Here is a 25,757-nt window from a genome sequence, read left to right on the forward strand (position 1 = left end):
AATATTCACAATGAATATTTTAGTTATTTTTTTACAATGCGAGTTTGTTCCCTCAATATAATATTGAGTTAAAAAATCACACTATTTTTATGCCATAACGCACAGCAATGCCATAACGTAACCTGATGATTTTAAATCATACAATTACAGCATATCAGCCATAAAATAATGAAAGAAAAAATCACACACTCACGAATTGCATATACAAAAGCCGGGATATGAATTATCAATCAGAGTTCAGTATAGCCCTGCACTTGTTGTGCCGGATATAATGATAATGAGGTTGACGATCCATACGACAGCAATATGCTGATGACATTATGGATGTCAGTAGAAGGACTACCTTTTTGCATTAAAACGATTAAAACTAAAGCAAGAGCGATGTGAGAACATCATCAGATGTGTAACACGTCTTATATGTGGCCAAAATCGATTGTTATTTTCCATTTTTGCACCTGTTTTAAACTAACACTTCCTAATGAACTCGAACTAATATATCCAACTGTAAATACTATAATGCGATATATATCAAAATATCAATTAAAAAACAAATTTTGTCTATATTAAATCAGGATTAGAAAAAATATGTTAATTTTATGTGGGTTAATATGAATTAACTCAACCAGTGATATAACGTAACGTAAAATATAATCCAGCAGTCTATATCTTATTATTAACAGGGTTTTTTAAATAAACCATAACTATATAGACCGGCAATCTATATTATGGAAATACATATAGCAAAGGAAGTTTGTATTTTATATTAATTTATGACCAGTAACTTTGTAAATTATATTATGCAGATTATCAGGGTAATTATTCATTTTCAGAGGATTAACATTATTACACTTTATTTACATCTCCTCTGTTTACCGGTGTCATTTCTATGAGTCATCCCGACAGCAGAGTCACGTTAAGAAAGCACGTCTTCATGACGTGCTTTCTTAACATAAATTACCGCAAACGCATTAAACTCAGAGACGGTTCCGGTTGATAAAGACCATTCCGCTGTTCGCCATGTAAATTGCCCCGTCTTTTTCCGCCATGATCCGGATCCGCCGGGTATCTTCTGACAATAATTCAAAATTATATCTTTTCAAATTCTCAATCCAGTATTCCGGCGGCTGTTCATTGACGTGATGATGACCTCCCTGACCGGGAAATGCATGCGTCATTACCAGCACACGTCCGCAGGCCAATGAATTAAGAAGATGATCCAGATACATTTCATCAATATGTTCAACGACTTCCTGACAATGGACCAGATCGACACGGCAGTGAACAGATGAATGCGTAAGGTCGACCTTGAGCGCCGGATATAATGAGTTATCAACATTCGATACCAGCCCTTCCACCGCTAACGTCTGCATTCCGGCGCGGTGAAAATAATCTGCGGCAAATCCCAGACCTGAACCGATATCCAGCACGGATCGTAACGCGAAACGCTTGATCAGGTAGTCCCACACTGTCGGACAAAATGTATTCGGATCGCCTTCGAGCGCATTTCCGCCCAGATGCTCTTCCTCACCATAACCATAAGCAAATGAAAATCCTGACATTTATAACTCCTGTAAATAAACTTATTTTATGATGCGCAGACTGATATCTGATGCGTTACGCAACACAACACGATTACCTGATTTATAAGTGAATACTTAAAAAGCAACAAGCGGAGTGTTCTGTATTTTCCTTTTCTTCATGATATCTGACAGGGTATTTCGCCCGGCAGCGAAGCATCGTTTTTTCTGCACGCTAGTATCACCGGCAGAACAACAGGCATCGCCATAACACGTCCGGAGACAGACATGAATAATATCGATAGCAATAATCATCTCTGCATTATGTTGCAGGCCGTTCTGGCGAATATGCCGGCACTTATCAATGAGAAAAAGATGGTATTACCGCTGTGCGGCAGTATGGAAAAAGAGACGGACAGACAGGTGTTATCACTGCCTGCTGTGGCGCAAGCCGGAGCACTACTGAACTACGGAAAGGAACAAATTGCACAGTTACGTGCTGATTTACACTGCTTGTATGCTCACTCACTGGCGCGCTTTCCGCAACCGCATGAAGTCAGTGAAAAACTCACCGCCGCTATGCGGTTGCACAGGCAACTCCCTGAGCAGGAAGGTATTTTATGGCAACGTTTATGTGAGCTGGCAGAAAAAAGCGGATTTGATGATAAAGACCAACTGGCAGATTGCCTGGTCAACTGGCTGTTTTCCACCAGCCGGACACTGACATTATCCGCATCGGTACAGGCACATAGTGATGTCGTCAGCCCGTAATAAACATATCAGGCTTTTTCCCCGAACCAGGACTGCTGCAATAACCGGGTAATGAGAGCAACATTCTCATGCCCGATTGCCGTGCCAACCTCATCACACAGTGCAACTTTGATTGCTTCATAGGCGTCATAACACTGCCGCCCGTGTGCGGTCATTTTTACCCCTTTTAATTTTTTACTGCCCTGCAAATCAAAAACAGTAATCAGCCCTTTTTCTTCCAGTTGACGGATAAATTTATGGATAGCCTGGCGGGAGATAGTGACAGTCGCAGAAATAGCCGCAATGGACACCGGCTTATCACTAATCCTTGAGAGGATATACCATTCCGAATTTCCCATGCGGATCGGACTCTGCGCATTCCAGCAGGTATCTATCCGCTCACGGAGCAGAGAGTGCCGCTCACTGATTAAATCGACAAAATCCAGATCACTCAACGCAATTTTCACTCAGTTACCCCTTTCCTTTTTGTGCAGTATAGCAAAAACACAACGTCAACCAAGTTGACCATTATCGCAAAATGCGTTATTTTCCTCATCGTCAACCAGGTTGATGAAACAGAGGAAATAACGTGACAACAGAAGCACAACAACAGGTACGCTACCCGAAAATGATGCTCAGCGTACTGATGGCCGGGACATTTATCGGGCTGTTCGGGGAAACCGCATTAAATATGGCGCTCACCAATCTGATGAGCGAATTTACACTTTCTGCCGGACAGGCACAGTGGCTGGTTACCGGCTACCTTCTCACCCTGGCTGTTTTCGTGCCGGTGTCTGCCTTTCTGGTGCGCTGGTTTAACACCCGCACGCTGATCCTCAATGCGCTGGCAGTTTCACTCGCCGGTTGCCTGATTGCGGCTTTCGCACCAAGCTTTACCGTGCTGCTGCTCGGACGGGTTATCCAGGCTATCGGCACCGGTGTTGTACTGCCTGTACTGCTGAGTGCCGCACTGCTGATTTTTCCTGTTTATCAGAGGGGAATGGTGATGGGTATGGTCGGGATAGCCATCACACTGGCACCTGCGCTGGGACCGACACTTTCCGGATTTATTCTTACGGGATTCAGTTGGCATGCGATTTTCTGGCTGAGCGCACTGGCGTATGTTGCCGTCATTCTGCTCGCACTGAAAGCCATGGCACCTATCGGGGAGATAACCCGCCCGCGCATTGATATTTTCTCGCTGCTGCTCTCCTCCGCCGGATTCAGCGGTGTGATATACGGACTGGCAATTATGGCAGAACACAGCCTGAGCAGCCCGGAAGTATGGGGATCATTACTGGCAGGACTGATTTGTCTCGGTGTATTTGCCCGCCGCCAGGTTGTGATGAAAACACCGATGATCCATCCGGATGTATTCCGCCAGCCAATGTTTGTCATTGGTCTGCTGTTGATGATCCTGAGTATGATGAGTGTGCTTTGTGCCGCGATCATCCTGCCACTCTTCCTGAAAGATGTTCTGATGCTGAGCGCCGCTCTCGCCGGGGTGCTGCTGCTGCCGGGTAATATTATTAATGTAATATTTTCCCCGCTGATCGGTCTGCTCTATAACCGCTTCGATGCCCGTCCGTTTGTCGTGACAGGATCTCTCTTTATGCTGGCAAGTGCCGCTCTGTTTCTGTTTTCAGTTAGTGAGTCCGCACAAATCTGGCACATCGTTCTTGCCTTTATGTTTCTCTGTCTCGGTGTGACCTGCGTGATTATGCCTGCGCAAACCACCGCACTGAGCGCGCTGCCGGCAAGCCTGTATGCTGATGGATCTGCCGTCTGGAATACCTTTTATCAGGTTGCCGGAGCGGTGGGTACTGCCACGGCTATCACGCTGATGTCCTTTTACCGCGAAAAGACGTATGCCGCGTTCCCGGAGCACGGCGAAACCAGCGCACTGGCGGCGGGGCTTCACGCGGTGTTCTGGTTCATCCTTCTGCTCGGTTTCCTGTCTCTGGCACTGTCGTTTTTTCTGAAAAAACCGCACCCGCAGACGGATACTAAGTAATTCACTGAGTTCATTCTTTATGGCTGCCACCGGCAGCCTTTTCTTATTACCGACCCGTTATCCCCTTTTTTTCACTTATAACGGTAATAATTATCATTCAAATGAGATTTTTTATGACTGCACCTCACCGCCCTTCCCTTTCCGGCTCTCTTTTCCGTTTATCGCTGCCGGCATTACTGATTGCCGGCGCCTGTCATGCCGCACCTGATGAAATAATCGTGACCGCCGCACCTGTGACAGCCAATCCGCTTGAGAGTAACGGAACCTATCACGCCACCCACAGCGACAGCGCCACAAAAACCGCCACACCACTGAATAAAGTGCCGTCTTCCGTTTCTGTTATCAGTGAGGAGGAAGTCACCGCACGCGGCGCATCAACACTTAAACAGGCATTGGGATATACACCCGGTGTTGTCACCGGCACCTCCGGCAGTTCCTCCGTATTTGACAGTGTCATGATGCGCGGCTTCCATAATGTCAGTCAGAACATCTATCTGGACGGATTAAAAGTTCAGGGTGATATGTACGCAGAAAGCCGCATGCTGCCGGAATTTATGCAGCGGATTGATGTCATTAAAGGCCCGGCATCTGTGATTTATGGTCAGTCCAATCCGGGCGGCGTGGTAATAATGACCTCCAAACGCCCGCAGATGACACCGCTGCGGGAAGTTCGGTTGCAGGCGGGGAACCATCATTTATGGCAAACGGGATTTGATTTCAGTGATGCCCTTAATGACGATGAAACACAGGCGTACCGTCTGACCGGGACAATCCACGACCAGCATCAGCAGCAACAGGGGGAGCGGGAACGCTATTATGCATTGCAGGGCTCGTACCTCTGGCAGCCGGATGATGCCACATCATTACTGTTCACCGCACAGGCAATGAATGCCCCGCGCAATGGCTATTACGGCTGGCTGCCGCGCGAAGGGACGGTTGACAGTGGTGCGACCGGCAAACTGAGTACCGGTTTTAATGAAGGTGAACCCGGCTACAACCGCTTTGAACGGCAGCAACGCTTATTCGGCTGGCAGTTTGACCATACTTTTAATGAAAACTGGTCATTTCATCAGGGTGCGCGCTATCAGCAGATAAGCACTAACTGGCGAACTATTTACGGCAGCGGATTATGCAGCAGCAACCCGCGCGCCTGTTACGGTGTACCACAGCAGGATCTCACCTCCACGCTTGCCCGTAACCATATCCGCAATGACGAGCGGCTTACCGGACTGGTGACAGATACCCACGCCATCCATAACATCAGCGGCAATGGCTGGAAAAATACCCTGTTGCTGGGGCTGGATTACTCTCAGCTGCGTAACCGCATGACTAATGAGATGGGAATAGCTGCTCCGCTGGATCTGCGTTCACCGCAGTACGGCAATCTGACCACCATGCCGCTGGCACAGGCAAACACGGTGAATAAAAATCGTCAGACGGGGATTTATGCCCAGGAGCAGCTTTTCTGGCAGGACTGGACACTCACCCTCGGCGGTCGCTATGACGAAAACGTCAGTAAATCCCGCAGCCATGACAATATGAGCGGAGAAGACACTAATCATCATCAGACTGACAGAGAGTTCACCTGGCGCGGCGGAGTTAATTATCAATTGCCGTATGGTTTTGCGCCGTATTTCAGTTACAGCGAGTCCTTCGAGCCGAGTACCGCAGCGACAGTCAGCGGTAAGCCGCTTGATCCTTCACGCGGTAAACAGTATGAAGCCGGGCTGAAATTTCTGCCGGATAATTCCGCCCTCTCTGCCACCCTTGCGGTGTATGAGCTGACAAAAAATAACAGCCTGCACCGCGATCCGCTCAATCCGTCCTTCAGTTTCCAGGGCGGGGAGATTCGCTCACGCGGTATTGAACTTGAGACTAAAGCGGCACTGACCTATAACTGGAACCTGATCGCCGGTTACGCCTATACCGATACCCGCTTCCGGCAGCAGCAGGAAAATGCCAATAATCACCCGGCTATGGTGCCGATGCACACTGCCTCTTTATGGACGGATTACACCTTTGACAATGCGCCGCTCAATGGTGTAACAGTCGGTGGCGGGGTTCGCTATAACGGCAAAACGCAGGGGGATGATGCAAACAGTTTCACTGTTCCGGCATATACCGTGACTGACCTGATGCTGCGTTACAAACTGGATAATCTGCCCGCGGTTGACGATGCGGAAATTGCATTGAATATTAATAATTTATTCAACAAGCATTATGTTGCATCCTGTTTTACGGATGCCGCATGCAGCTGGGGAAATGATCGCCAGATAACCACAACACTGACAGTTCACTGGTAACAAAATCACAGATTGCAGATTGTATACCCAACGTCATTCAAGATGCAGGAAGGCGGAGTGCGGCCAACGAACCTGCAGTTTGAATGAATAAGGGTATAGATAAAAAAAGGGTATTGCCGGTACTACACCGGAAATACCCGAAATGGCGGGATACACAAGAGAGACCTGCTGCCCGCCGCAGCGTAAAAATGAAATACGTATTACGACTTCATTGCCTGCGCAAAAAATTCCTCACTGTACGCCTGCGAAAAATGGAAGGATGCCATGCGCTCACCTATGCGGAAGAATTTTTCCACCGCCTCAGCATCAAGAATCTTCAGTTTTTTGATTTTCGGTTCCAGCTCTGCCAGCGCAGTCTGTGACAGGTGTACAATCCCCGCAGTATCAACGCTGGTTAACACGCCGTGGCGCTTGCGGGTGACTCCGTCGGCAATCACCGTATCCACATCATTGGCGTGCGTCATCTGCACCACGCTGCCCACCGGGTGCATTGTCGGTGCAAACCCGTCTTTATGACGGATAATAATAATGTCTGCTTTTTTCCCGGCGGTCAGTGAACCGATTTCATCCTGTAACCCCAGAACTTCCGCCCCGCCGAGTGTTGCCCAGCGCAGCGCTTCACGCACCGTCGGCGTAATTTCAAACGGCATCGTATCGCGCTGATGAACCTTGTCATTTGCCAGCGCACGCTCAATTTGCAGCGCCATATTCATCTGTGTGAACAGGTCATCAGTTGTGACACCCACAAAATCAGTTCCCAGCGCAAACGGAATACCAAACTCAACACACGGCTGATAAGGCAGGAATCCCATGCCCATTTGTAACTCGCTGGATGGCGTGCTCGCCACATGACCGCCGCTTTTTGCGATCAGCTTCCAGTCTTCCCCGGTCAGCCCGTTACTGTGCGCATGAATATGGCCCGGCAGTAATAAACCATGGTCATCCAGCTCACGTAATCCACGCAATAATACGGATGTTTTTGCCGCCCCGGTGTGTGTCGCTGATTTCAGTCCTAGTGCATCCGCCAGACGGATTTGCGCCGCAAATTCCGCGAACGGGACAGTTCCCGGATCGGACAGCAGCATACCGGGTTCCAGTCGATCCTGCCCGCTGAACAATGTGTCTGAAATCTCGCGGGCGCAGGCGCGCCGTGCATCCATAGACGCGAAACCGGCAGGTTTAAAGTCATACACCTGCATACCGTAGCCATACACCCCGCGAATACCACTGTCTTTCATCGCCTGAACCGCATTGGCGGCGTGCTCTGGTGAATTGACACAGTCATTCACTTCGTAAACCGTTGTGGTTCCTGCATTCAGGGCACTGACGTTTCCGTTCAGAACAGCGGCATACATGTTATCCGCAGTCATAAGTGCACCGAATGTATGGAATGTATTGATAAGAAATGTCGGCAGAGATTCTTCAACAGATACGCCACGGAACAACGCCATCCAGTTATGACGGTGTGCATCAACCATTCCCGGGGTAACAACAGCACCCTGAGCATCAATAATGCCAGCATCGGCATGTGCATCAAAAGCATGTATGTCCGCACTGACTGCGCTTATCCGGTTGCCCTCAATCAGCAGCGCCCCGTTCACAATATCGCCGGATGATTCATCCATCGTAATGAAGGTTCCGCCGCGGATAATTTTTTTATTATTTTCCATAATTGTCTCTCTGGTTGACATTTAAAATGTACCAACAAGTACATTACAATCCGGTTGTAAAATCAACAAAGAAATTATCAGTATAAAATGTACTTTTTACACCGAACGGAAAGCATCAGCGCTTTCTGTTTACGAAAAAAATCAGAAATAATGCTTATTTTTCAGAAAAATAAGCATTATTTCCTTATGGATAAGCTGAGATAAAAAAAGAATGAGCCGTATTTTTTAATATCACCAGCACACAAAAAATCAGCACTAAATATCAACAAGTGATAACCATTCAACCTTTGACATCGATGATTACGCTTTGAAAGAAAGATAGCACTGCTAAAGAAATAACATTTTTATCAATATCAGGGGGCGTTATAAGTAAACCTAATTAATTTATAAAGTTTCTAATATAATTACCGATAATAAGTCATTTAACGAGTATCCGGAGGAACGATGCTTTTGCACAGCATTAAAATCAGTACGAAACTCTTTTTGGCTTTTGGTTTTTCAATTCTGCTGATGGTTATCAGCTCCACTCTCTCAATAATGAGCCTGAATAAAGCGGATGATGGCATCCGGGATATCCTTGTAAATGACTATCCGGTGACAGTAAAAGCGAACTTACTGATTGATTATTTTCATGATTTTGTGGGAATTCAGCAACTCAGGCTACTGGACGACAAGAACCCGCAGATCCGGCAGATGGCTGCCGGTGCATCTGAAACCAGTAAGAAAATCACCCTGATACTCGATGAACTGGGTGAGCAACTCAAAGATGAAACCTCTCAGCGCATCCTTAAAGATATCCGTTCCGTCCGCCAGCAATACCTGAGTTCACAGCGCCGGATGACACAATATATGCAAAGTGATGATAGTCAGGCGGCTATTAATGAAATGCTCAATACCACTACGGGGATCCAGCGGGAATACCGCGAGAATGTAATGCAGCTCATTGCGCTGCAGGATAACCATATGAAAAGTGCGGGAAGCCAGCTGGAAAGTAATTTTAAAACCAACCGCACTTTGCTGCTCACACTGACGGCCATCAGTATTATTATCAGTGCCGTACTCGCCAGAATTATTGTCCGTACCATTACAGATCCGCTTGATGAAGCTGTCCGTTTTGCCAGGGCAATTGCAGAGGGTGATCTGACACAGCATATAAACACCACACATAAAGATGAAACCGGTGTTCTGTTACAGGCGCTGTCTGAAATGCAGTTACATCTTCAGGACATTGTCCGCGAAGTGAAAAACGGCTCTGAAAGTTTGTCAGCCACGGCAGAGCAGATTATGGCAGGTAACCAGAATCTGGCGGCCCGCACAGAAGAACAGGCAGGCTCAGTGGAAGAGACGGCAGCCTCAATGGAACAAATAACAGCAACAGTCAAAAACACCGCTGCCAATACACAGAAAGCAACTGCGTTGTCGGCGGATACCGCCGGGGTGGTAAAACACAATGGCGAAATGATGCAGCAGATGACAGAAAAAATCCGCACGATCAATGCCACTGCCAACAAAATGTCTGACATCATCAATCTGATTGATTCCATTGCCTTCCAGACCAATATCCTGGCACTGAATGCCGCTGTGGAAGCCGCCCGCGCCGGTGAACACGGACGCGGTTTTGCCGTTGTAGCCGGTGAAGTGCGTCTGTTGGCGCAGCGCAGTGCAGATTCTGCCGGTGAGATCCGTTCATTGATTGAAAATTCAGCCGGGCAAACACAGGAAGGGCTGAAACTGGTGGAGGATGCCGCTGAATCATTACGCGGGATAGTCACGAATGTCAGTCAGATGGATGCATTACTGCACGAAATAGGGCACGCCAGCCATGAGCAGACAGACGGAATAACGCAGATAAACAGTGCTATCGGGCTGATTGATTCTGCAACGCAGCAGAACGCGACACTTGTTGAACAATCCGTTGCTGCGGCTTCTGCACTCAACGATCAGGCAGGTACACTTAATGAAATGGTCGGTGTGTTCCGGATCGAAAAAACACCGAAGGTAACAGCTTAACCATAATATAACGAATGTGTGAAACTACTGATAACGGACAAACATGTCCGTTATCAGTAAGTTATAACTCATAATTACAAAAAACCGTACATTGCAGCAAAAACCCAGCCGAAGACACAGGAAACGCCCACGCCAATCAGCCCCGGAAAAATAAAGCTGTGGTTAATCACAAACCGCCCTATTTTTGTGGTGCCGGAGCGGTCAAACTGGATAGCCGCGAGATCACTCGGGTAAGTCGGCAGAATATAGTAACCATAACAGGCCGGTGCCGATGCCACGATATACGCCGGATTCACACCAATCGCCAGCGCAACAGGGACAATTGCCGCCAGTGCCGCTGCCTGGGAGTTTACAAACTTTGATACCAGCAACAACACAATCGCGTATGCCCACGGGTATTCAGTGACCAGAGAACCCAATACTGTTTTTATCTGATCCAGATGCGCGCCGAACATGGTTTCGGCCATCCACGCAATACCGTAGACCGCCACAATCGCAATCATCCCTGAGCGAAATACTTCATTTTTTGAAATAGACGCAGGTTTGGTTTTGGTGAAAATAATAATCAGCGCACCGGCAAACAGCATAAAGATTTGAATAACCAGTACCATCGAGAGCGGTTTTCCGTCAAATACAGGTCGTAGTTCAGGAAATGCGCCCATCATCGCCACAGCAGCAATAGAGGATAAAAAGATCCACATCGCTAACCAGTTACTGCGGGGTAATTTCTTATCCAGCAATGTGACGGTATCGCCATACACATATTCTTTATTTTCAGGTTTGGAAATAAATTCCTGAAACTCAGGGTCTTTATCCAAATCTTTACCACGGAACCAACTGAATATCCCGATACATAATATTCCGATAAGTGTCGACGGAATAGTAATCGCCAGTAAATCAACAAACCCGAGATGTTTTCCGTTTAATGTCACATCCCCCAGCATCGCCACTAATGACACCACCGCGACAGACACCGGGCTTGCAATTATTCCCATCTGGGAACCTATCGTACTGGCCGCCATCGGTCTTTCCGGACGGATATTATTTTTAATCGCCACATCATAAATAATCGGCAAAATGGTATACACGACGTGCCCTGTACCGCACAAAATGGTCAGCAGACAGGTAACAAATGGTGCCACAATTGAGACATACTTAGGGTTACGTCTGAGCAACCGTTCAGCAATCTGGAGCATGACATCCAGTCCGCCGGACGCCTGTAATGTTGCGGAAGCTGCAACAACCGCAATAATCACCAGCATTACATCCACCGGGGGTTTTCCCGGTTTGAGATGGAAGACAAAGACCAGTATAACCAAACCAATCCCGCCTAATAACCCAAGCGCAATACCCCCCTTTCGTGCACCGTAAAACAGACAGATCAACACCACAATAAGCTGGATCACAAAATCCATAACTAACTCCTTTTAGACCCTTATTCATTCAAACCGCAGGTTTGTTGACTGCAATCTGAATGACGTCGGGTACAGACATTTAAAAATCCGTTGGTCTGACACTCATGGATTTACTATAGGGCGCACTAAATGACTATTTTTTGATATAAACGATGTTATCTGTCAGAAAAAAGACAGTTTTGTCATAACAGTGAGGAAGGTAAAAGAATCAGAAAAATAAATGTATTCAGGAGGAAGATATAAAGCGATAACCTATACCGGTTTCGGTAATAAAATGCAGAGGACGGGCCGGATCAGTTTCCAGCTTCTGACGCAGGTGGCCCATATAAATACGCAAATAATGCGCATGTTCAACTGAATTCGGGCCCCACACTTCATTGAGCAGAAAACGCTGGGTCAGCACTTTACCGCTGTGGCTGATAAGAATGGTCAGCAGGCGGAATTCAATCGGGGTCAGATGCACTTCTTCCCCGGCTTTGCTGATTTGACGTCCGGCAATATCCACGCGGATATCCCCGAATTCATACACCGGATCATTTTTTTCACTGCCCTGATAACGGCGCATCAGAACACGCAGACGTGCCTGTAACTCCCCTACACCAAAGGGTTTTGTCATATAGTCATCCGCCCCGGCATCGAGGGCGGCTATCTTATCATGCTCATCGTCACGGGCAGAAAGGACCAGAACCGGAACTGAGCTCCACTGGCGAAATTGTTGTACAAACTCAATACCATCACCATCAGGCAATCCCAGGTCGAGGATCACCAGATCCGGTTTGCGGCTCGCAGCTTCCACCAGCCCGCGTGTCAGATTCTCAGCTTCGAAAACACGCAGGGAATCCCCTTCCAGCGCAGTACGCAGCAGGCGGCGGATCCCTTTTTCATCTTCAACAATTAAAACGGTGATCACAATGGGTTATCAGCCTCATCAATAATTGGCGGGTCTTTACAGGGTAAACGTATATGGAAACTTGCGCCACCCCCCTCCCGGTTTCCGGCGCAGATAGTGCCGCCGTGAACATCAACAATCGCCTGACAAATCGCCAGTCCCAGACCGACTCCGGGGATAGCCGATTCTTTCTGTCCGCGGGAAAATTTATCAAAAATCCGTGCTTCCTGCCCCGGCGGAATGCCGGGACCGTTATCCCACACTTCAATATCAATGCTGTTTTCCGACATACGGGAACGAATGCCGATCTGCGCCTGAATACCGGCATATTTAATGGCATTTTCCAGCAGATTAATTAAGACCCGCTCGAACAACGGACCATCCGCACAGATAAGCTGCATCGGATCATTGAGATCTATCTCAATCGCATCGGTGTTAAAACGCGGTTTGAGCATCATCAGTGCGCTGCCGATCACCTCTTCCAGCGGAAGCCACTCTTTATTGAGATTAAAACCACCGGACTGGATCCGCGCCATATCCAGCAGATTATTCACCAGCCGCGTGGTGCTGAGAATGTGCTGGCGGATCTCCATCGCCTGTGAGGCATATTTCGATCCTTCACTGGTGAGATCCAATGTCAGAATTTCCGCCTGACCAAACAGAACGGTCAGCGGCGTCCGTAAATCATGGGACAGCGCCGCCAGCAACGAGTTGCGTATCTGCTCCCGCTCACTGAACAGACGCGCCTGCTCTTCACTTTCAGTCAGGGACTGCCGCTCCAGTGCACCCGCCGCCAGCAGGATCAGCGTCTCAAGCAGCCTTTGCTGTTCGGGTATCTGCAACTGACGGCGGTTATACGGCTCAACAATGATCACACCGAGCACTTTCTCTGTCGTGCTGAGCGGCAGGATCTGATACGGCACGCCGGGCAGTGTACCGGTGCCGCATCCGGCGGGCTGCCCTTTGTCATAACTCCAGCGGGTGATCGCTTCATCCCAGGCAATTGCACCCGGTCTTACCCCGGCGGGGGTCAGATTGCCCTGCGCATCCGGCAGCAGAATTTCACAGCGGGCATGGAAACTGTGGCTGATAAAGTGACAGCTGACAGTAGCGATTTCATCGCGCTCACGCGCTGTTGCCAGTGCTTTTGACATTTCATACAGATGATAGGTGCGCTGCTCGCGGTAACGCGCTACCCGTGCCTGGTAGCGCACACCAGCCGTCAGACTGCCGATCACCAGCCCGACTGTCATCATAACGGCAAAGGTGAGCAGATACTGCATATCAGAGACAGCCAGTGTACCCTTAGGGTTAATCAGAAAGAGATCAAAACTGACCACATTGATCACAGTGGCAAATACTGACGGCCAGCGCCCGTAAAAACGCGCCACAACCACCACACCCAGGATATAGAGCATCACCAGGTTGGCATTATCAAACGCCATCAGCCAGTGGTGCGCCAAAATCGTGGTGACGGCACAAATCAGTGCCGCCGCAATGCAGCCCTGTAAGTCTGTTTTGTGTTTGTCCAGAAACGGACGGTTATCACTGTATTTGCTCTGATTTTCCGGCTGTCTGTCCCGCGGGGCTATCATGACCACATCAAGATCGGCCGCCAGGCGGCTGAGTTGATCCGGTAGTTTATCCTGCTGCCACCAGTATTTGCGGACATACCGCCCGATCATGATTTTGCCGAGATTATTTTCCCGCGCATAGCGGATCACCGCCCGGCTCTCTTCCGGCTCAGCCAGTGTCGCCGTGGTTGCGCCCAGTTGCTGTGCCAGCGAAAGTGCATTTAAGATCCCGCGCCGTTGCTGTGCGGGCAACTTATGGCGGGCTGAGGTTTCAACAAAAATAGCGTGCCAGTCGCTGCCCAGTTTAGCCGCCAGCCGGGCGGCGGCGCGGATCAGTTTTTCATTACCGCCCGCCGGGCGCAGACACACTAAAATAGCATCGCGGATATGCCAGACTTTCTCCTGACCCTGGCGCTCCCGCCATGCCTGCATCTGCTCATCAACGCGATCCGTTGTCCGGCGCAATGCCAGTTCGCGCAGGGCGATCAGGTTGCCTTTACGGAAAAAGTGCTCAATTGCCCGCTCCGCCTGCGCAGGAAGATAGACTTTCCCTTCCCGCAGACGGGTGAGAAGATCGTCGGGGGTCAAATCCACCAGTACGATTTCATCTGCACCATCAAAAACCGGATCAGGCACCGTTTCACGGACAATAACACCGGTGACGCCGCCGACAATGTCATTGAGACTTTCCAGATGCTGCACATTGATCGTGGTGAGTACATCAATCCCGGCATTGAGCAGCTCTTCCACATCCTGCCAGCGTTTCGGGTGTCGTGCGCCGGGAATGTTCGTGTGCGCCAGCTCATCCATTAAGATCACCGCCGGATGCAGGGCAAGGGCGCGATCCAGATCAAACCCGCTGACCTGCCGCCCGCGGTACTGATATTTTTTCAGCGGCAGTACCCGCAGCCCCGTCAGCAGCGCGGCGGTCTCCTGCCGTCCGTGCGTTTCAACCACACCGGCGAGCACATCAACGCCCTGTTCATGCAGCCGCTGCGCCTCCTGCAGCATGGCATAGGTTTTCCCTACCCCCGCGCAGGCCCCGAAGAAAATCTTCAGTTTCCCGCGCGGGCGCTCAGTCACCTGAGCCAGTAACTGATCAGGATCGGGACGCAGTGGCTCGTCATGCATAGGGCAGTCCTTCTGTTAGTTCAGGCGCGCACGCGCTGCCATGTGTGCATCCAGTGCCAGGTTCAGTTCCAGCACATTCACAACCGGGTCGCCGGTAAATGCCGGAACCGGCGTAGTGATATTTTCACTGATCAATTCGTTGACCTCCGGCACACTCATTCCGCGTGCGTTGGCAACACGCGGTGCCTGCCAGTAAGCCGCCTGCGGTGAAACATCCGGATCCAATCCGCTGGCAGACGCCGTAACCAGATCCACCGGAACGGTACGGGAGGCATCCGGGTTTTCTGCCCGTAATGCATCTGCCCGCTGAGCCACACGCTGTAACAGTACCGGATTATTGGTGCTCAGATTACTGCCGCCGGAGCTTTGTGCATTATAAGGTGTGCCCGCCGTTTCTGACGGACGCCCGTGAAAATATCCGGGCTGTGTAAATTGCTGACCAATCAGTACCGAGCCCTTTACTTCACCATTGACATCAATCAGGGAGCCGTTTGCCTGACGGGCAAACCACCACTCACCCAGCGTCGTGGTTAGCAGCGGATAAAATACCCCGGTGACCAGCGCCAGAACCAGAAAAATAACGATTGCAGGACGTATCTGACTCATTGCATATCCTTATACTAACCCTGTCAGGGTCAGTAACATATCAATCAATTTAATACCGATAAAAGGTACGATTAATCCGCCCGTTCCATAGATCCACAGATTGCGGCGCAGCATTGCCGCTGCACTCAGGGCATGATACGGCACACCTTTCAGTGCCAGCGGGATCAGCGCAATAATAATCAGGGCATTGAATATCACCGCACTTAATATGGCTGAATCCGGCGAATGCAGCCGCATAATATTGAGCGCATCCAGTTGCGGATAAGTCACTGCAAATGCCGCCGGGATAATCGCAAAATACTTGGCGATATCATTGGCAATACTGAATGTTGTCAGCGAACCGCGCGTCATCAGCATCTGCTTACCAATGTGAACCACTTCAATCAGTTTGGTCGGATTGGAGTCCAGATCCACCATGTTGCCGGCTTCTTTTGCTGCCTGAGTCCCCGAGTTCATAGCAACCGCCACATCGGCCTGCGCCAGTGCCGGAGCATCATTGGTACCGTCCCCGGTCATTGCCACCAGCCGCCCTTCTTTCTGATACTGGCGGATCAGTGCCAGTTTGGCCTCCGGCGTTGCCTGCGCAAGAAAATCATCGACGCCCGCTTCTGCCGCAATCGCCGCCGCCGTCAGCCGGTTGTCGCCGGTGATCATCACGGTTTTGATCCCCATCTGGCGCAACTGTGCAAAGCGTTCGCGGATCCCGCCTTTGACAATATCTTTCAGTGCGATAACACCCAGCACGCGGTGTTCTTCCGCCACCACCAGCGGCGTGCCGCCCTGACGCGCAACCTCTTCCACCAGTTTGTCGACCTGCGCCGGGAAATGGCCGTGATTGACCTCAATATAGCGACGGATAGCATCCACAGAGCCTTTACGGATAGTCCGCCCGTCCACATTGATCCCGCTCATGCGCGTTTGTGCGGTAAACGGAATAAAGGTGGCTTTCAGACCGGCAAGATCACGCGCCCGCATATTAAAACGCTGCTTTGCCAGTACCACAATACTGCGCCCTTCCGGGGTTTCATCTGCCAGCGATGCCAGTTGTGCCGCATCTGCCAGTGTGCGTTCATCCACGCCCGGGGCTGCCAGAAAGTCTGATGCCTGGCGGTTTCCCAGGGTAATAGTCCCGGTTTTATCCAGCAGCAGCACATCCACATCTCCGGCGGCTTCCACAGCGCGTCCGCTGGTGGCAATCACATTCGCTGCCAGCATCCGGCTCATACCCGCCACACCAATGGCTGATAACAGCCCGCTGATAGTGGTCGGGATCAGACACACCAGCAGTGCTATCATCACCGTGAGGCTGACGGCATGACCGGCGAACTCTGTAAACGGCCACAGTGTTGCCACCGCCAACAAAAAGACAATACTCAGTGCCGACAGCAAAATAGTCAGGGCGATTTCATTCGGCGTTTTACTGCGCTTCGCACCTTCCACCATGCTTATCATGCGATCCAGGAAACTGTCTCCCGGGTTTGCACTGCACTCAATGATCAACCAGTCCGATAAGATCCGTGTGCCGCCGGTAACAGAGGAGAAATCCCCGCCGGACTCGCGGATCACAGGCGCAGATTCGCCGGTAATCGCACTCTCATCCACGGATGCACCGCCCTCCAGTACTGTAGCGTCGCACGGGATCAGATCACCCGCTTCCACCAGCACCAGATCCCCTTTGCGTAAGGTATCTGCCGAGACAGTTTCATATTCACTGTCGCGCTCAGCAGAACGCAATTTCCGTGCCCGGCTGGTTTTTTTCATGCCTTTCAGGCTGTCTGCCTGTGCTCTGCTGCGCCCTTCCGCCAGCGCTTCTGCAAAATTCGCAAACAACACGGTAAACCATAACCACAGAGCGATAGTAAGTGTGAATGCCCCGTTGCCGCTGAAAAGCCCGGTCATCATACCGGCAGCCAGCAGTGTGGTTAACAGACTGCCGCACCAGACAATAAACATTACCGGATTCTGCCACTGCACCACCGGGGACAGTTTTCTGAATGTCTCCGGTAACGCCTGTTTCACCAGCTTTGGTTCAAATAAACGCTGTGTCTGACGACTCATTGTCTTCTCCCGTCAATCACTTAAATACAGCCAGAAATTCCGCCACCGGACCAAGCGCCAGTGCGGGAACAAACGTCAGCGCACCGATCAGTAAAATCGCGGCAATCAATAGCCCGGTAAATAACGCACCGGTTGTCGGCAATGTTCCGGCACCGGCGGTCTGAGCGGTTTTTCTCACCAACGCACCTGCCAGAGCCATAATCAGTGCTATCACCACAAAACGACCGGCAAACATACAAAATGCCAGTAACAGGTTCCAGAACGGGGTATTGGTGCTTAACCCGGCGAATGCGCTGCCGTTATTGTTCGATGCTGATGACAACGCATAGAGCACTTCTGTAAAACCATGTGCTCCGGGATTGAGAACCGCACCGCGTCCGGCATCTGTGCTCAGAGCCAGCGCCGTGCCCAGCAAGACCAGCGCAGGAGTGACCAGAATGGCAAGTGCGGTCAGTTTCATCTCCCGTACTTCGATTTTTTTGCCGAGATATTCAGGTGTGCGCCCAATCATCAGTCCGGCAATAAAGACCGCAAGGAACACAAACAGCATCATGCCGTAGAAACCTGCGCCGACACCGCCGAAAATCACCTCGCCGATCTGCATCAGCCACAGCGGGATCAATCCGCCGAGCGGCGTCAGTGAATCATGCATACTGTTCACCGCCCCGCAGGATGCCGCGGTTGTCACCGCCACAAACAGCCCTGTCGCAAGAATACCGAAACGCGCCTCTTTGCCTTCCATATTAATGGCGCTGTCGATACCAAGTGCGGTAAATGCAGGGTTGCCCTGCGTTTCACTCCACATCACGGCTGCCGCGGCAGCAACAAACACAATGCTCATTGCGACCAGCAGAGTCAGACCCTGGCGCGGGTTTCCGGTACAGCGTCCGAAGGAAAAACAGAGGGCTGCGGGGATCAGAAAGATAGCCAGCATCTGCACAAAGTTAGTCAGCGCAGTCGGGTTTTCAAACGGATGTGCGGAGTTCGCACCAAAGAAGCCGCCGCCGTTAGTTCCAAGGAGTTTGATCGCTTCCTGGGAAGCAACCGGTCCCATCGGCAATATCTGCTGTGCGCCTTCAGGCGTGATAATCATCTGATAATCATGAAAATTCTGGATAACACCCTGAGAGATAAAAAATAGCGCAATAATCACTGAAAGGGGTAACAGCAACCACAGTGTGATCCGGGTGAGATCGACCCACGCATTACCGAGGGTTTGCACATTGTGGCGGCACAGTGCGCGGATCAGCGCAAAAGCCACGGCGATCCCGGTTGCCGCAGACAGGAAATTCTGAACTGTCAGCCCCGCCATCTGACTGAAATAGCTGACGGTAGATTCCCCGCTGTATGACTGCCAGTTCGTGTTGGTCACAAAACTTACCGCCGTATTCAGCGCCAGATCCCATGACATTCCCGGGAAGTGACGCGGATTAAGCGGTAAGTCTGCCTGTAACATCAGGATAGCCATCAGCAGAACCAAACCAAGACCATTGAACAACAACAGTGCGGTCAGATAACGCTGCCAGCGCATCTCTTCATTACGTATTCCCGCAAACCGCCACAAGGTTCTTTCCACGCGCCCGATAACCGGTAAAGGTGCGCCATCAATAAAGCGCACCAGGACATGGCTGAGTAATTTTGCCGATATCAGCAAGACAATCAGAAACCCGGCAATGAGTAAAAATGCATTCGCTGCCATCAGAATTTCTCCGCATTAATTAAGGCATAGAGCAGATATGCCAAAAGCAGGATCGTGCCGGCAAGACCCGCGATAAAACCCAGACTCATAATTAATCCTTACACTTGTGAGTTATTCAGGATGTAGTTTAAGAAACGGGGTGCAAAGATGTTGCAAAATTCAGGGGGGAAGATATAAAAAAAGTGTAAAAATACAAAACCACCCGGTAAACATATACCGGGCGGTTCAGGGAAACGGAGAAAAATCATTATTATTCAGTGTGTTTGGCAATATACTCGTCAACCGCAGTCAGGTTTTTACAGGCCAGCGCGATATCGTGATCGCACCCTTTCTGAAAATAATCATGGCTCTTTTCCGGATCGATATAAAAATAATAAGCACCGAGATCCACATACGCCTGAAACTCACCCTGTACGATAGCTTTATTATAATATTCCGTTGCCTGACCTATATCGTCCACTTCAGTATTATAATACTTTCCCATGACAAGGAGGCTCTGACGATGGTTTTGCTCTGCTGCTTTTAAAAATAGCGCCAGTGCATTTTTATCACTCTGCGGCAAATACCGTCCGGCGGTATATTGCATGCCGACAAAAAACTGTGACTGTGCATCGCCGCCGGCTGCCTGTTGCAGAAAAATAGCCAGCGCATCATTGATATACTGACGACCTTTCACCACATCCTCTTGTGTACCGGCACCCTCTTCATACGCCACACCCAGACGGAACATCGAATACGCATCACGACCGGCAGCACCCGCCTGATAGTAGCCAAAGGCTTTTTCCGGTGAGCGTTTCACACCATAGCCATACTGATAAATATCCCCTAATTTACCGTTTGCCGGAATATAGCCGGTATCAAGGGATTGCTGAAATAAAACACGGATAGCCCGATAATCCGGTGGCGTAATACGCCCGGTTGAATCCGCTAATAAGGCATCAGCCCAATCATAATTTTTTTCTGCCAATGCAGGTGGAATAAATACCAGCGAAATAAATATACTTACTATGGTACTAAGGTTTTTCATATTTACTGTCCCTGTACAACCTTTAATAATATATACCCTAAGTTACTCAGGATACAGGCAGGCGGCAAGGGAAGCCGGACAGAGAACACATGAACCGGTAAGCCAAATACCGCCAACAAGCCTGCAATTGAATAAATAAGGGTATATCAATCACCCGGATAATTCCGGATTACATAATGTAATATGATTGAAACATAAACACAGATAAAAAGTCGAGATCACCGTACTATTATTATTGATCTTTTAAAACTTAGATACCCGCTAAAAATAAATATTATACATGAATTACTTAAAGATATTGAAATTAAATTCAATTAAGATGGCAATACTGAAGGTAATCTAACTGATTAACACTCCCGGAATACGAATTTTATGATGAACAACAATTTTTTTATTTTTATTTGGTAATAATATGCAGCGTTATATATACCCTGCGTCATTCAGAATACAGGTCAGGTGCTGCTGATTAACCGGCAGTCTGAATGAATAAGGATATAAGTATAAGTTGCCTGTACATTATATTAATTCATGAAATGCTTATGGAATATGCAATGAGAATCGCTATCGCAGCAGGATTATTTTGTACCGCACTTTTTTTTACTTCCCCTCTTAACGCACAACCGTCCCCGGTAAAACAGCAGGAAGCCGCCGCCCTGAGCGGTAATATTACCGCTCAGATAAAATTAGCGGATGATTATCTGGCACAAAAAGAGACGGTACAGGCAGAATATTGGTTCAAAAAAGCGGCAGCGCAGAATAGCCCTTATGCGCAAAATGCCCTCGGTAAACTGCTTCTGCTTACCGACCAGTCCCCGGATTCACTGATGCAGGCGAAAGTCTGGTTTGAAAAGGCCGCAACACAACAATATGCACCCGCACAAACCAATCTGGGCAATGTTTATCTTCATTTAGCTGATTTAAATGATAAAAAAAACAATAATATTGTACATGCCCGCTACTGGTTTGAGAAAGCGGCACGGCAAAATATCGCGGTTGCACAATATCAGCTGGGTATGATGTATCTGCATGCCTGGGGAGTTAAACAGGATATCAGCAAAGCCAGAACCTGGTTTGAGAAAGCAGCCGCACAAGATCAGCCCGATGCGCTTTATCAGCTTGGCGTGATGTATTACGGCGGAAAAGGATGCGAAGGTAATAATTGCGCCATTGCCCGCCATTTTTATGAAAAAGCGGCGCTTCAGTCACATGGTGCGGCACAGTTTTATCTTTCAATGATGTATTTGCAGGGACACGACGTGGCGCAGGATTATGACAAAGGGGTGTCTCTGATGCGGGCGTCATGTGATAACGGTGAGCAGGAAGCCTGCCCGTGGGCAAAAAATCTGACAGAAGAGAGCGATAAATTCCGTCAGATTTTTTCTGTAAAATAAGTCAGTTAACCCCCCAGGTAGGCGCTTCTTACGGCTTCGTTCGCCAGCAGCGCCTGACCGGTATCTTCCAGCACCACCCGCCCGTTTTCAAGCACGTAGCCTCTGTCTGCCAGTTTCAGCGCCTGGTTTGCATTTTGCTCCACCAGGAAAATCGTCATCCCGGCGTCCCGCAGCTCGCGGATAGTGTCAAAAATCTGCATGATAATGATGGGCGCAAGCCCCAGAGACGGTTCATCCAGTAAAAGTAGCTGCGGGCTGCTCATCAGCGCACGCCCTATCGCCAGCATCTGCTGTTCACCGCCGGACATTGTTCCCGCCCGCTGATGACGGCGCTCCTGAAGGCGCGGGAAGAGTTCATAAACCTGTGCAATACGCATCTGATATTGAGGTTTAGTGGCAAAAAAACCGCCCATCGCCAGGTTCTCTTCCACTGTCATACGCCCGAAAACCCGCCGCCCTTCCGGCACCAGCGCAATATCTTTGCGCATAATCTGTGCTGTCGGTAGTGACGTAATCGCTTCTCCGTTATAACGGATCTCACCTTCGGTTGCCCGTGGCTCCCCGCACAAAGTACTGAGCAGTGTGGTTTTCCCGGCGCCGTTAGCGCCGATCAAGGTGACTATTTCCCCTTTACTGACTGACAAACTGACCTGATGCAGCGCCTGAATTTTGCCGTATTGTGCGCTGACATTATTAAATTCCAGCATTAATACGCCTCCCCTAAATACGCGCGGATCACATCAGGATGATTACGAATTTCAGCCGGTGTACCGTTTGCCAGCGGTGTTCCCTGGTTTACCACATAGATCCGGTCAGAAATGCCCATCACCAGTTTCATATCATGCTCAATCAATAATACAGATACGTTGTGCTTTGCGCGCAGTTCAATAATCAGTGCATCCAGATCGTCTGTTTCTTTCGGGTTCAGCCCGGCGGCGGGTTCATCCAACATCAGAATATCCGGGCGGGTCACCATACAGCGGGCGATTTCCAGCCGCCGCTGCTGACCATACGCCAGGTTTCCTGCCTGCCGGTTTGCCATAGCGGTAAGCCCGGTGCGCTCCAGCCACATAACCGCATTTTCCATGGCTTCGCGCTGGTCGCGGCGAAATGACGGCAGGGTCAGCAATCCTGCCAGCAAACCGCTTTTGTGGTGCTGATGCTGTGCCACCAGCAGGTTTTCAATCACCGTCATTTCTTTAAACAGGCGCACATGCTGAAAAGTACGGATCATCCCGCGCTTTGCGATAGCCTGCCCGGATAAGCCCTGTACCGGTTTACCGCGCAGCAGGATTTCACCGCCCGCCGGTTTATAAAACCCGGTTAAACAGTTGAAAATAGTAGTTTTCCCGGCACCATTCGGGCCGATAAGCGAGACTACCTCGCCCTTATTCAGGTGCAGTGAAACCTGGTTTACCGCCAGTAATCCGCCGAAGCGCATCGTCAGGTCTGACACCTGTAATAATGTGTCTGTCATTGCGCGCCCCCGGTTTTTTCAGCAGAGCCGGTGCGGATTTTCAGGTGCGGACGTGACATCGGCAATAATCCCTGTGGACGCCAGACCATCATCAGTACCATCAGTGCGCCGAGCAGCAACATGCTGTAGGCGTTCAGATCCCGCATCATTTCACGGGAAACCACGAGGATCACCGCCGCAAGAATAACGGAGGTTTGTGATCCCATACCGCCCAGCACCACAACCGCCAGCACAAAGGCGGATTCCGCAAAGGTGAAAGATTCAGGACTGATAAACCCCTGGCGTGCGGCAAACAAGGTTCCGGCAATACCGGCAAAGGCAGCACTGATAGTGAACGCCGTTAGTTTAATGCGTGTCGGGCTTAGCCCTAAGGAGCGGCAGGCAATTTCATCTTCGCGCAATGCTTCCCAGGCACGTCCCATCGGCATGCGCAGTAACCTGTTAATAATAAATAAGGTGATAATAACCAGCAGCAGCGCCACCAGATAGAGGAAAATAATGCGATATGCCGGGTCATACGCCAGACCAAAGAAATTATGGAAAGTATCCCAGCCACCCTCTTTGGCGGTTCTGCCAAATTCCAGCCCGAACAGAGTGGGTTTCGGGATCTGACTGATCCCGTTAGGCCCGCCGGTAAATTCAGTATTATTCAGCAGCAGAATACGGACAATTTCCCCGAATCCGAGGGTGACAATCGCCAGATAATCCCCCCGCAACCTCAACACCGGGAAGCCGAGCAGCAATCCGGAGAGTGCCGCAACAATGCCTGCCAGCGGCAGGCTCTGCCAGAATCCCCAGCCGAAATAGTGATTCATCAGCCCGTAGGTGTAAGCGCCGATAGCATAAAAACCCGCATAGCCCAGCACCAGCAGCCCGGACAGCCCGACCACCACATTCAGCCCGAGGCCGAGCATCACATAAATCAGTGTTAAGGTAGCGATGTCCACACTGCCGCGTGAAACAATGAACGGCCAGATAATGGCGGCGGCAATAATCAGCCCGGCAATAATTTTTTGGGATGTTGTGGAGCCGTCAAAGTCCGGCAGCATCCAGTTTTTTTTCGGCAGGCGTGCTGTCAGTTGCTTCAATGACGGGCGCACCAGCTGAAAAATAAAGACAATCACACAGCCAATGCCGATCCACTCCCAGCGGATACTGTCAGCGTTGCGCACAATAAGCTGTGTGCCGTCGAGTGACAGTTGCAGCCCCATCATGACCGAGGCGAGCACAAACAGCGTCACAGTGGCGATAATGGCGTTTACCCAGTGAGATTTTGTCATACTTTTTCAACCTCCGGACGCCCTAAAATCCCGGTAGGCATCACCAGCAGCACAAGAATCAGCAAGCTGAATGAAACCACGTCTTTGTATTCCGTACTGAAATACGCAGAGGTCATCGCTTCAGAAACACCCAGGATCAGCCCGCCGATCATGGCTCCGGGAATACTGCCGATCCCGCCGAGAACGGCTGCGGTAAAGGCTTTCATACCGGCCATAAAACCAATGTACGGATTGATCACGCCATAGAACTGCCCCAGCAGAACTCCGGCGACCGCCGCCATTGCCGCGCCGATCACAAAGGTCAGCGCGATCACGCGATCGGTATTGATCCCGAGCAATCCTGCCATTTTCAGATCTTCCGCGCAGGCACGGCACGCCCGTCCCATTCGGGAATAGCGGATAAACAGGGTCAGCGCCAGCATCGCCAGCACAGTCACTGCCCAGATAGTTATCTGCATGGCAGAGACAGTCGCGGCGAATCCACCGCTCTCACCCAGTGTCCAGCGCCCCTCAATCAGCCCGGGCAGCGCGAGATCACGCGAGCCTTGTGACAGACTGACAAAGTTCTGAAGAAAAATGGACATTCCTATTGCCGAAATCAGCGCGATCAGCCGCTTTGAGTGACGAACAGGCCGGTATGCGACCCGTTCGATACTCCAGCCGTAAGCCGATGAAATCACAATCGCGGTAATAAATGCGGCGGTTATCAGCAACCAGCCGACATCAATCCCCAGCATCATCAGACCGGCAATCACGATAAACGAGACGTAACTGCCGATCATATAAACTTCACCGTGAGCAAAGTTGATCATGCCGATAATGCCGTACACCATCGTATAACCGATAGCGATCAGAGCGTAAGTGCTTCCCAGCGTTAATCCGTTCAATAATTGCTGCGTAAAATATAATAATTGTTCTGACATAGCGCACTCCCTGAAATACACGG

21 protein-coding genes are annotated in these 25,757 nt (G+C 50.1%); 5 read left to right on the top strand and 16 right to left on the bottom strand.

What is annotated here, in order from left to right:
• Window positions 1-339: 339 nt before the first annotated feature.
• Window positions 340-447 carry a leader peptide SpeFL gene (gene speFL / locus ACMHKJ_RS11620; RefSeq protein ID WP_150384934.1) on the bottom strand — a complete coding sequence of 36 codons (108 nt, stop codon included), beginning with the start codon at window positions 445-447 and terminating at the stop codon, window positions 340-342.
• A 527-nt stretch (window positions 448-974) separates the two neighbouring features.
• Window positions 975-1,559, bottom strand: coding sequence for a class I SAM-dependent methyltransferase (locus tag ACMHKJ_RS11625; RefSeq protein ID WP_413494089.1), 585 nt, complete (start codon window positions 1,557-1,559; stop codon window positions 975-977).
• A gap of 246 nt (window positions 1,560-1,805) precedes the next feature.
• Between ACMHKJ_RS11625 and ACMHKJ_RS11630 the strand changes: the two genes are divergently transcribed.
• Window positions 1,806-2,288: a hypothetical protein gene (locus ACMHKJ_RS11630; RefSeq protein WP_413494091.1), complete on the top strand. Its 483-nt coding sequence runs from the start codon at window positions 1,806-1,808 to the stop codon at window positions 2,286-2,288.
• A gap of 8 nt (window positions 2,289-2,296) precedes the next feature.
• Here the strand turns inward: ACMHKJ_RS11630 and ACMHKJ_RS11635 are convergent, their stop codons facing one another.
• Window positions 2,297-2,734 carry a winged helix DNA-binding protein gene (locus tag ACMHKJ_RS11635; protein WP_413494092.1) on the bottom strand — a complete coding sequence of 146 codons (438 nt, stop codon included), beginning with the start codon at window positions 2,732-2,734 and terminating at the stop codon, window positions 2,297-2,299.
• A gap of 122 nt (window positions 2,735-2,856) precedes the next feature.
• On the opposite strand from ACMHKJ_RS11635, the gene ACMHKJ_RS11640 reads away from it, so the two are divergent.
• Both ACMHKJ_RS11640 and ACMHKJ_RS11645 read left to right on the top strand, forming a co-directional pair.
• Window positions 2,857-4,281 (top strand): DHA2 family efflux MFS transporter permease subunit, encoded by a 1,425-nt coding sequence (locus tag ACMHKJ_RS11640; protein WP_413494094.1) that lies wholly within the window; start codon window positions 2,857-2,859, stop codon window positions 4,279-4,281.
• A gap of 113 nt (window positions 4,282-4,394) precedes the next feature.
• Window positions 4,395-6,584 carry a TonB-dependent siderophore receptor gene (locus ACMHKJ_RS11645; protein ID WP_413494096.1) on the top strand — a complete coding sequence of 730 codons (2,190 nt, stop codon included), beginning with the start codon at window positions 4,395-4,397 and terminating at the stop codon, window positions 6,582-6,584.
• A gap of 200 nt (window positions 6,585-6,784) precedes the next feature.
• Here the strand turns inward: ACMHKJ_RS11645 and ACMHKJ_RS11650 are convergent, their stop codons facing one another.
• Window positions 6,785-8,254: an amidohydrolase family protein gene (locus tag ACMHKJ_RS11650; protein WP_413494098.1), complete on the bottom strand. Its 1,470-nt coding sequence runs from the start codon at window positions 8,252-8,254 to the stop codon at window positions 6,785-6,787.
• 444 nt (window positions 8,255-8,698) lie between these two features.
• On the opposite strand from ACMHKJ_RS11650, the gene ACMHKJ_RS11655 reads away from it, so the two are divergent.
• Window positions 8,699-10,264: a methyl-accepting chemotaxis protein gene (locus ACMHKJ_RS11655; RefSeq protein WP_413494100.1), complete on the top strand. Its 1,566-nt coding sequence runs from the start codon at window positions 8,699-8,701 to the stop codon at window positions 10,262-10,264.
• A gap of 74 nt (window positions 10,265-10,338) precedes the next feature.
• On the opposite strand, the gene ACMHKJ_RS11660 is transcribed toward ACMHKJ_RS11655, so the two are convergent.
• The 8 genes from ACMHKJ_RS11660 to ACMHKJ_RS11695 form a co-directional block, all read right to left on the bottom strand.
• Window positions 10,339-11,679, bottom strand: a complete 1,341-nt coding sequence (locus ACMHKJ_RS11660; protein ID WP_413494102.1) for an anaerobic C4-dicarboxylate transporter — start codon at window positions 11,677-11,679, stop codon at window positions 10,339-10,341.
• A 226-nt stretch (window positions 11,680-11,905) separates the two neighbouring features.
• On the bottom strand, window positions 11,906-12,589 hold the full coding sequence (kdpE, locus tag ACMHKJ_RS11665; protein WP_413494104.1) for a two-component system response regulator KdpE: 684 nt from the start codon (window positions 12,587-12,589) through the stop codon (window positions 11,906-11,908).
• Complete coding sequence (gene kdpD / locus ACMHKJ_RS11670) at window positions 12,586-15,273, bottom strand: two-component system sensor histidine kinase KdpD (protein WP_413494105.1); 2,688 nt, start codon at window positions 15,271-15,273, stop codon at window positions 12,586-12,588. The genes kdpE and kdpD overlap by 4 nt, the downstream gene beginning before the upstream one ends.
• A 15-nt stretch (window positions 15,274-15,288) precedes the next feature.
• Window positions 15,289-15,879 carry a potassium-transporting ATPase subunit KdpC gene (kdpC, locus tag ACMHKJ_RS11675; RefSeq protein ID WP_413494107.1) on the bottom strand — a complete coding sequence of 197 codons (591 nt, stop codon included), beginning with the start codon at window positions 15,877-15,879 and terminating at the stop codon, window positions 15,289-15,291.
• Between the two features lie 9 nt (window positions 15,880-15,888).
• Entirely contained in the window at window positions 15,889-17,937 is a 2,049-nt protein-coding gene (gene kdpB, locus ACMHKJ_RS11680; protein WP_413494109.1) for a potassium-transporting ATPase subunit KdpB, read from the bottom strand.
• A gap of 16 nt (window positions 17,938-17,953) precedes the next feature.
• The gene (gene kdpA / locus ACMHKJ_RS11685) at window positions 17,954-19,636 is read right to left on the bottom strand and encodes a potassium-transporting ATPase subunit KdpA (protein WP_413494111.1); all 1,683 of its coding nucleotides are present in this window, start codon (window positions 19,634-19,636) and stop codon (window positions 17,954-17,956) included.
• Complete coding sequence (gene kdpF / locus ACMHKJ_RS11690; RefSeq protein ID WP_067366813.1) at window positions 19,636-19,725, bottom strand: K(+)-transporting ATPase subunit F; 90 nt, start codon at window positions 19,723-19,725, stop codon at window positions 19,636-19,638. The genes kdpA and kdpF overlap by 1 nt, the downstream gene beginning before the upstream one ends.
• 161 nt (window positions 19,726-19,886) lie before the next feature.
• Window positions 19,887-20,663: a tetratricopeptide repeat protein gene (locus ACMHKJ_RS11695; RefSeq protein WP_413494112.1), complete on the bottom strand. Its 777-nt coding sequence runs from the start codon at window positions 20,661-20,663 to the stop codon at window positions 19,887-19,889.
• 551 nt (window positions 20,664-21,214) lie between these two features.
• On the opposite strand from ACMHKJ_RS11695, the gene ACMHKJ_RS11700 reads away from it, so the two are divergent.
• The gene (locus ACMHKJ_RS11700) at window positions 21,215-22,054 is read left to right on the top strand and encodes a tetratricopeptide repeat protein (RefSeq protein WP_413494114.1); all 840 of its coding nucleotides are present in this window, start codon (window positions 21,215-21,217) and stop codon (window positions 22,052-22,054) included.
• 5 nt (window positions 22,055-22,059) lie between these two features.
• Here the strand turns inward: ACMHKJ_RS11700 and livF are convergent, their stop codons facing one another.
• From livF to livH, 4 genes are read right to left on the bottom strand one after another with little or no spacing between them, the layout of a single operon-like run.
• Entirely contained in the window at window positions 22,060-22,761 is a 702-nt protein-coding gene (gene livF, locus ACMHKJ_RS11705; protein ID WP_413494116.1) for a high-affinity branched-chain amino acid ABC transporter ATP-binding protein LivF, read from the bottom strand.
• Window positions 22,761-23,531 (bottom strand): high-affinity branched-chain amino acid ABC transporter ATP-binding protein LivG, encoded by a 771-nt coding sequence (livG, locus tag ACMHKJ_RS11710; protein ID WP_413494117.1) that lies wholly within the window; start codon window positions 23,529-23,531, stop codon window positions 22,761-22,763. Before livG ends, livF begins: the two co-directional genes overlap by 1 nt.
• Window positions 23,528-24,811 carry a high-affinity branched-chain amino acid ABC transporter permease LivM gene (locus ACMHKJ_RS11715; RefSeq protein ID WP_413494119.1) on the bottom strand — a complete coding sequence of 428 codons (1,284 nt, stop codon included), beginning with the start codon at window positions 24,809-24,811 and terminating at the stop codon, window positions 23,528-23,530. The genes livG and ACMHKJ_RS11715 overlap by 4 nt, the downstream gene beginning before the upstream one ends.
• Window positions 24,808-25,734 (bottom strand): high-affinity branched-chain amino acid ABC transporter permease LivH, encoded by a 927-nt coding sequence (livH, locus tag ACMHKJ_RS11720; RefSeq protein ID WP_413494120.1) that lies wholly within the window; start codon window positions 25,732-25,734, stop codon window positions 24,808-24,810. The genes ACMHKJ_RS11715 and livH overlap by 4 nt, the downstream gene beginning before the upstream one ends.
• Window positions 25,735-25,757 lie beyond the last annotated feature (23 nt).

The sequence above is a fragment of the Morganella psychrotolerans genome (assembly GCF_965118875.1).
GTDB lineage: Bacteria > Pseudomonadota > Gammaproteobacteria > Enterobacterales > Enterobacteriaceae > Morganella > Morganella psychrotolerans_C.

What these genes read in the sequence shown, in the direction of transcription:
- ACMHKJ_RS11650 (WP_413494098.1), bottom strand. Translation starts at nt 8,254, where the DNA reads ATGGAAAATAATAAAAAAATTATCCGCGGCGGAACCTTCATTACGATG.
- ACMHKJ_RS11660 (WP_413494102.1), bottom strand. Translation starts at nt 11,679, where the DNA reads ATGGATTTTGTGATCCAGCTTATTGTGGTGTTGATCTGTCTGTTTTAC.
- kdpF (WP_067366813.1), bottom strand. Translation starts at nt 19,725, where the DNA reads ATGAGTCTGGGTTTTATCGCGGGTCTTGCCGGCACGATCCTGCTTTTG.
- ACMHKJ_RS11630 (WP_413494091.1), top strand. Translation starts at nt 1,806, where the DNA reads ATGAATAATATCGATAGCAATAATCATCTCTGCATTATGTTGCAGGCC.
- ACMHKJ_RS11655 (WP_413494100.1), top strand. Translation starts at nt 8,699, where the DNA reads ATGCTTTTGCACAGCATTAAAATCAGTACGAAACTCTTTTTGGCTTTT.
- ACMHKJ_RS11625 (WP_413494089.1), bottom strand. Translation starts at nt 1,559, where the DNA reads ATGTCAGGATTTTCATTTGCTTATGGTTATGGTGAGGAAGAGCATCTG.
- ACMHKJ_RS11715 (WP_413494119.1), bottom strand. Translation starts at nt 24,811, where the DNA reads ATGACAAAATCTCACTGGGTAAACGCCATTATCGCCACTGTGACGCTG.
- kdpC (WP_413494107.1), bottom strand. Translation starts at nt 15,879, where the DNA reads ATGAGTCAGATACGTCCTGCAATCGTTATTTTTCTGGTTCTGGCGCTG.
- kdpD (WP_413494105.1), bottom strand. Translation starts at nt 15,273, where the DNA reads ATGCATGACGAGCCACTGCGTCCCGATCCTGATCAGTTACTGGCTCAG.
- ACMHKJ_RS11645 (WP_413494096.1), top strand. Translation starts at nt 4,395, where the DNA reads ATGACTGCACCTCACCGCCCTTCCCTTTCCGGCTCTCTTTTCCGTTTA.
- livG (WP_413494117.1), bottom strand. Translation starts at nt 23,531, where the DNA reads ATGACAGACACATTATTACAGGTGTCAGACCTGACGATGCGCTTCGGC.
- livF (WP_413494116.1), bottom strand. Translation starts at nt 22,761, where the DNA reads ATGCTGGAATTTAATAATGTCAGCGCACAATACGGCAAAATTCAGGCG.
- livH (WP_413494120.1), bottom strand. Translation starts at nt 25,734, where the DNA reads ATGTCAGAACAATTATTATATTTTACGCAGCAATTATTGAACGGATTA.
- ACMHKJ_RS11695 (WP_413494112.1), bottom strand. Translation starts at nt 20,663, where the DNA reads ATGAAAAACCTTAGTACCATAGTAAGTATATTTATTTCGCTGGTATTT.
- kdpA (WP_413494111.1), bottom strand. Translation starts at nt 19,636, where the DNA reads ATGGCAGCGAATGCATTTTTACTCATTGCCGGGTTTCTGATTGTCTTG.
- ACMHKJ_RS11700 (WP_413494114.1), top strand. Translation starts at nt 21,215, where the DNA reads ATGAGAATCGCTATCGCAGCAGGATTATTTTGTACCGCACTTTTTTTT.
- speFL (WP_150384934.1), bottom strand. Translation starts at nt 447, where the DNA reads ATGGAAAATAACAATCGATTTTGGCCACATATAAGACGTGTTACACAT.
- kdpB (WP_413494109.1), bottom strand. Translation starts at nt 17,937, where the DNA reads ATGAGTCGTCAGACACAGCGTTTATTTGAACCAAAGCTGGTGAAACAG.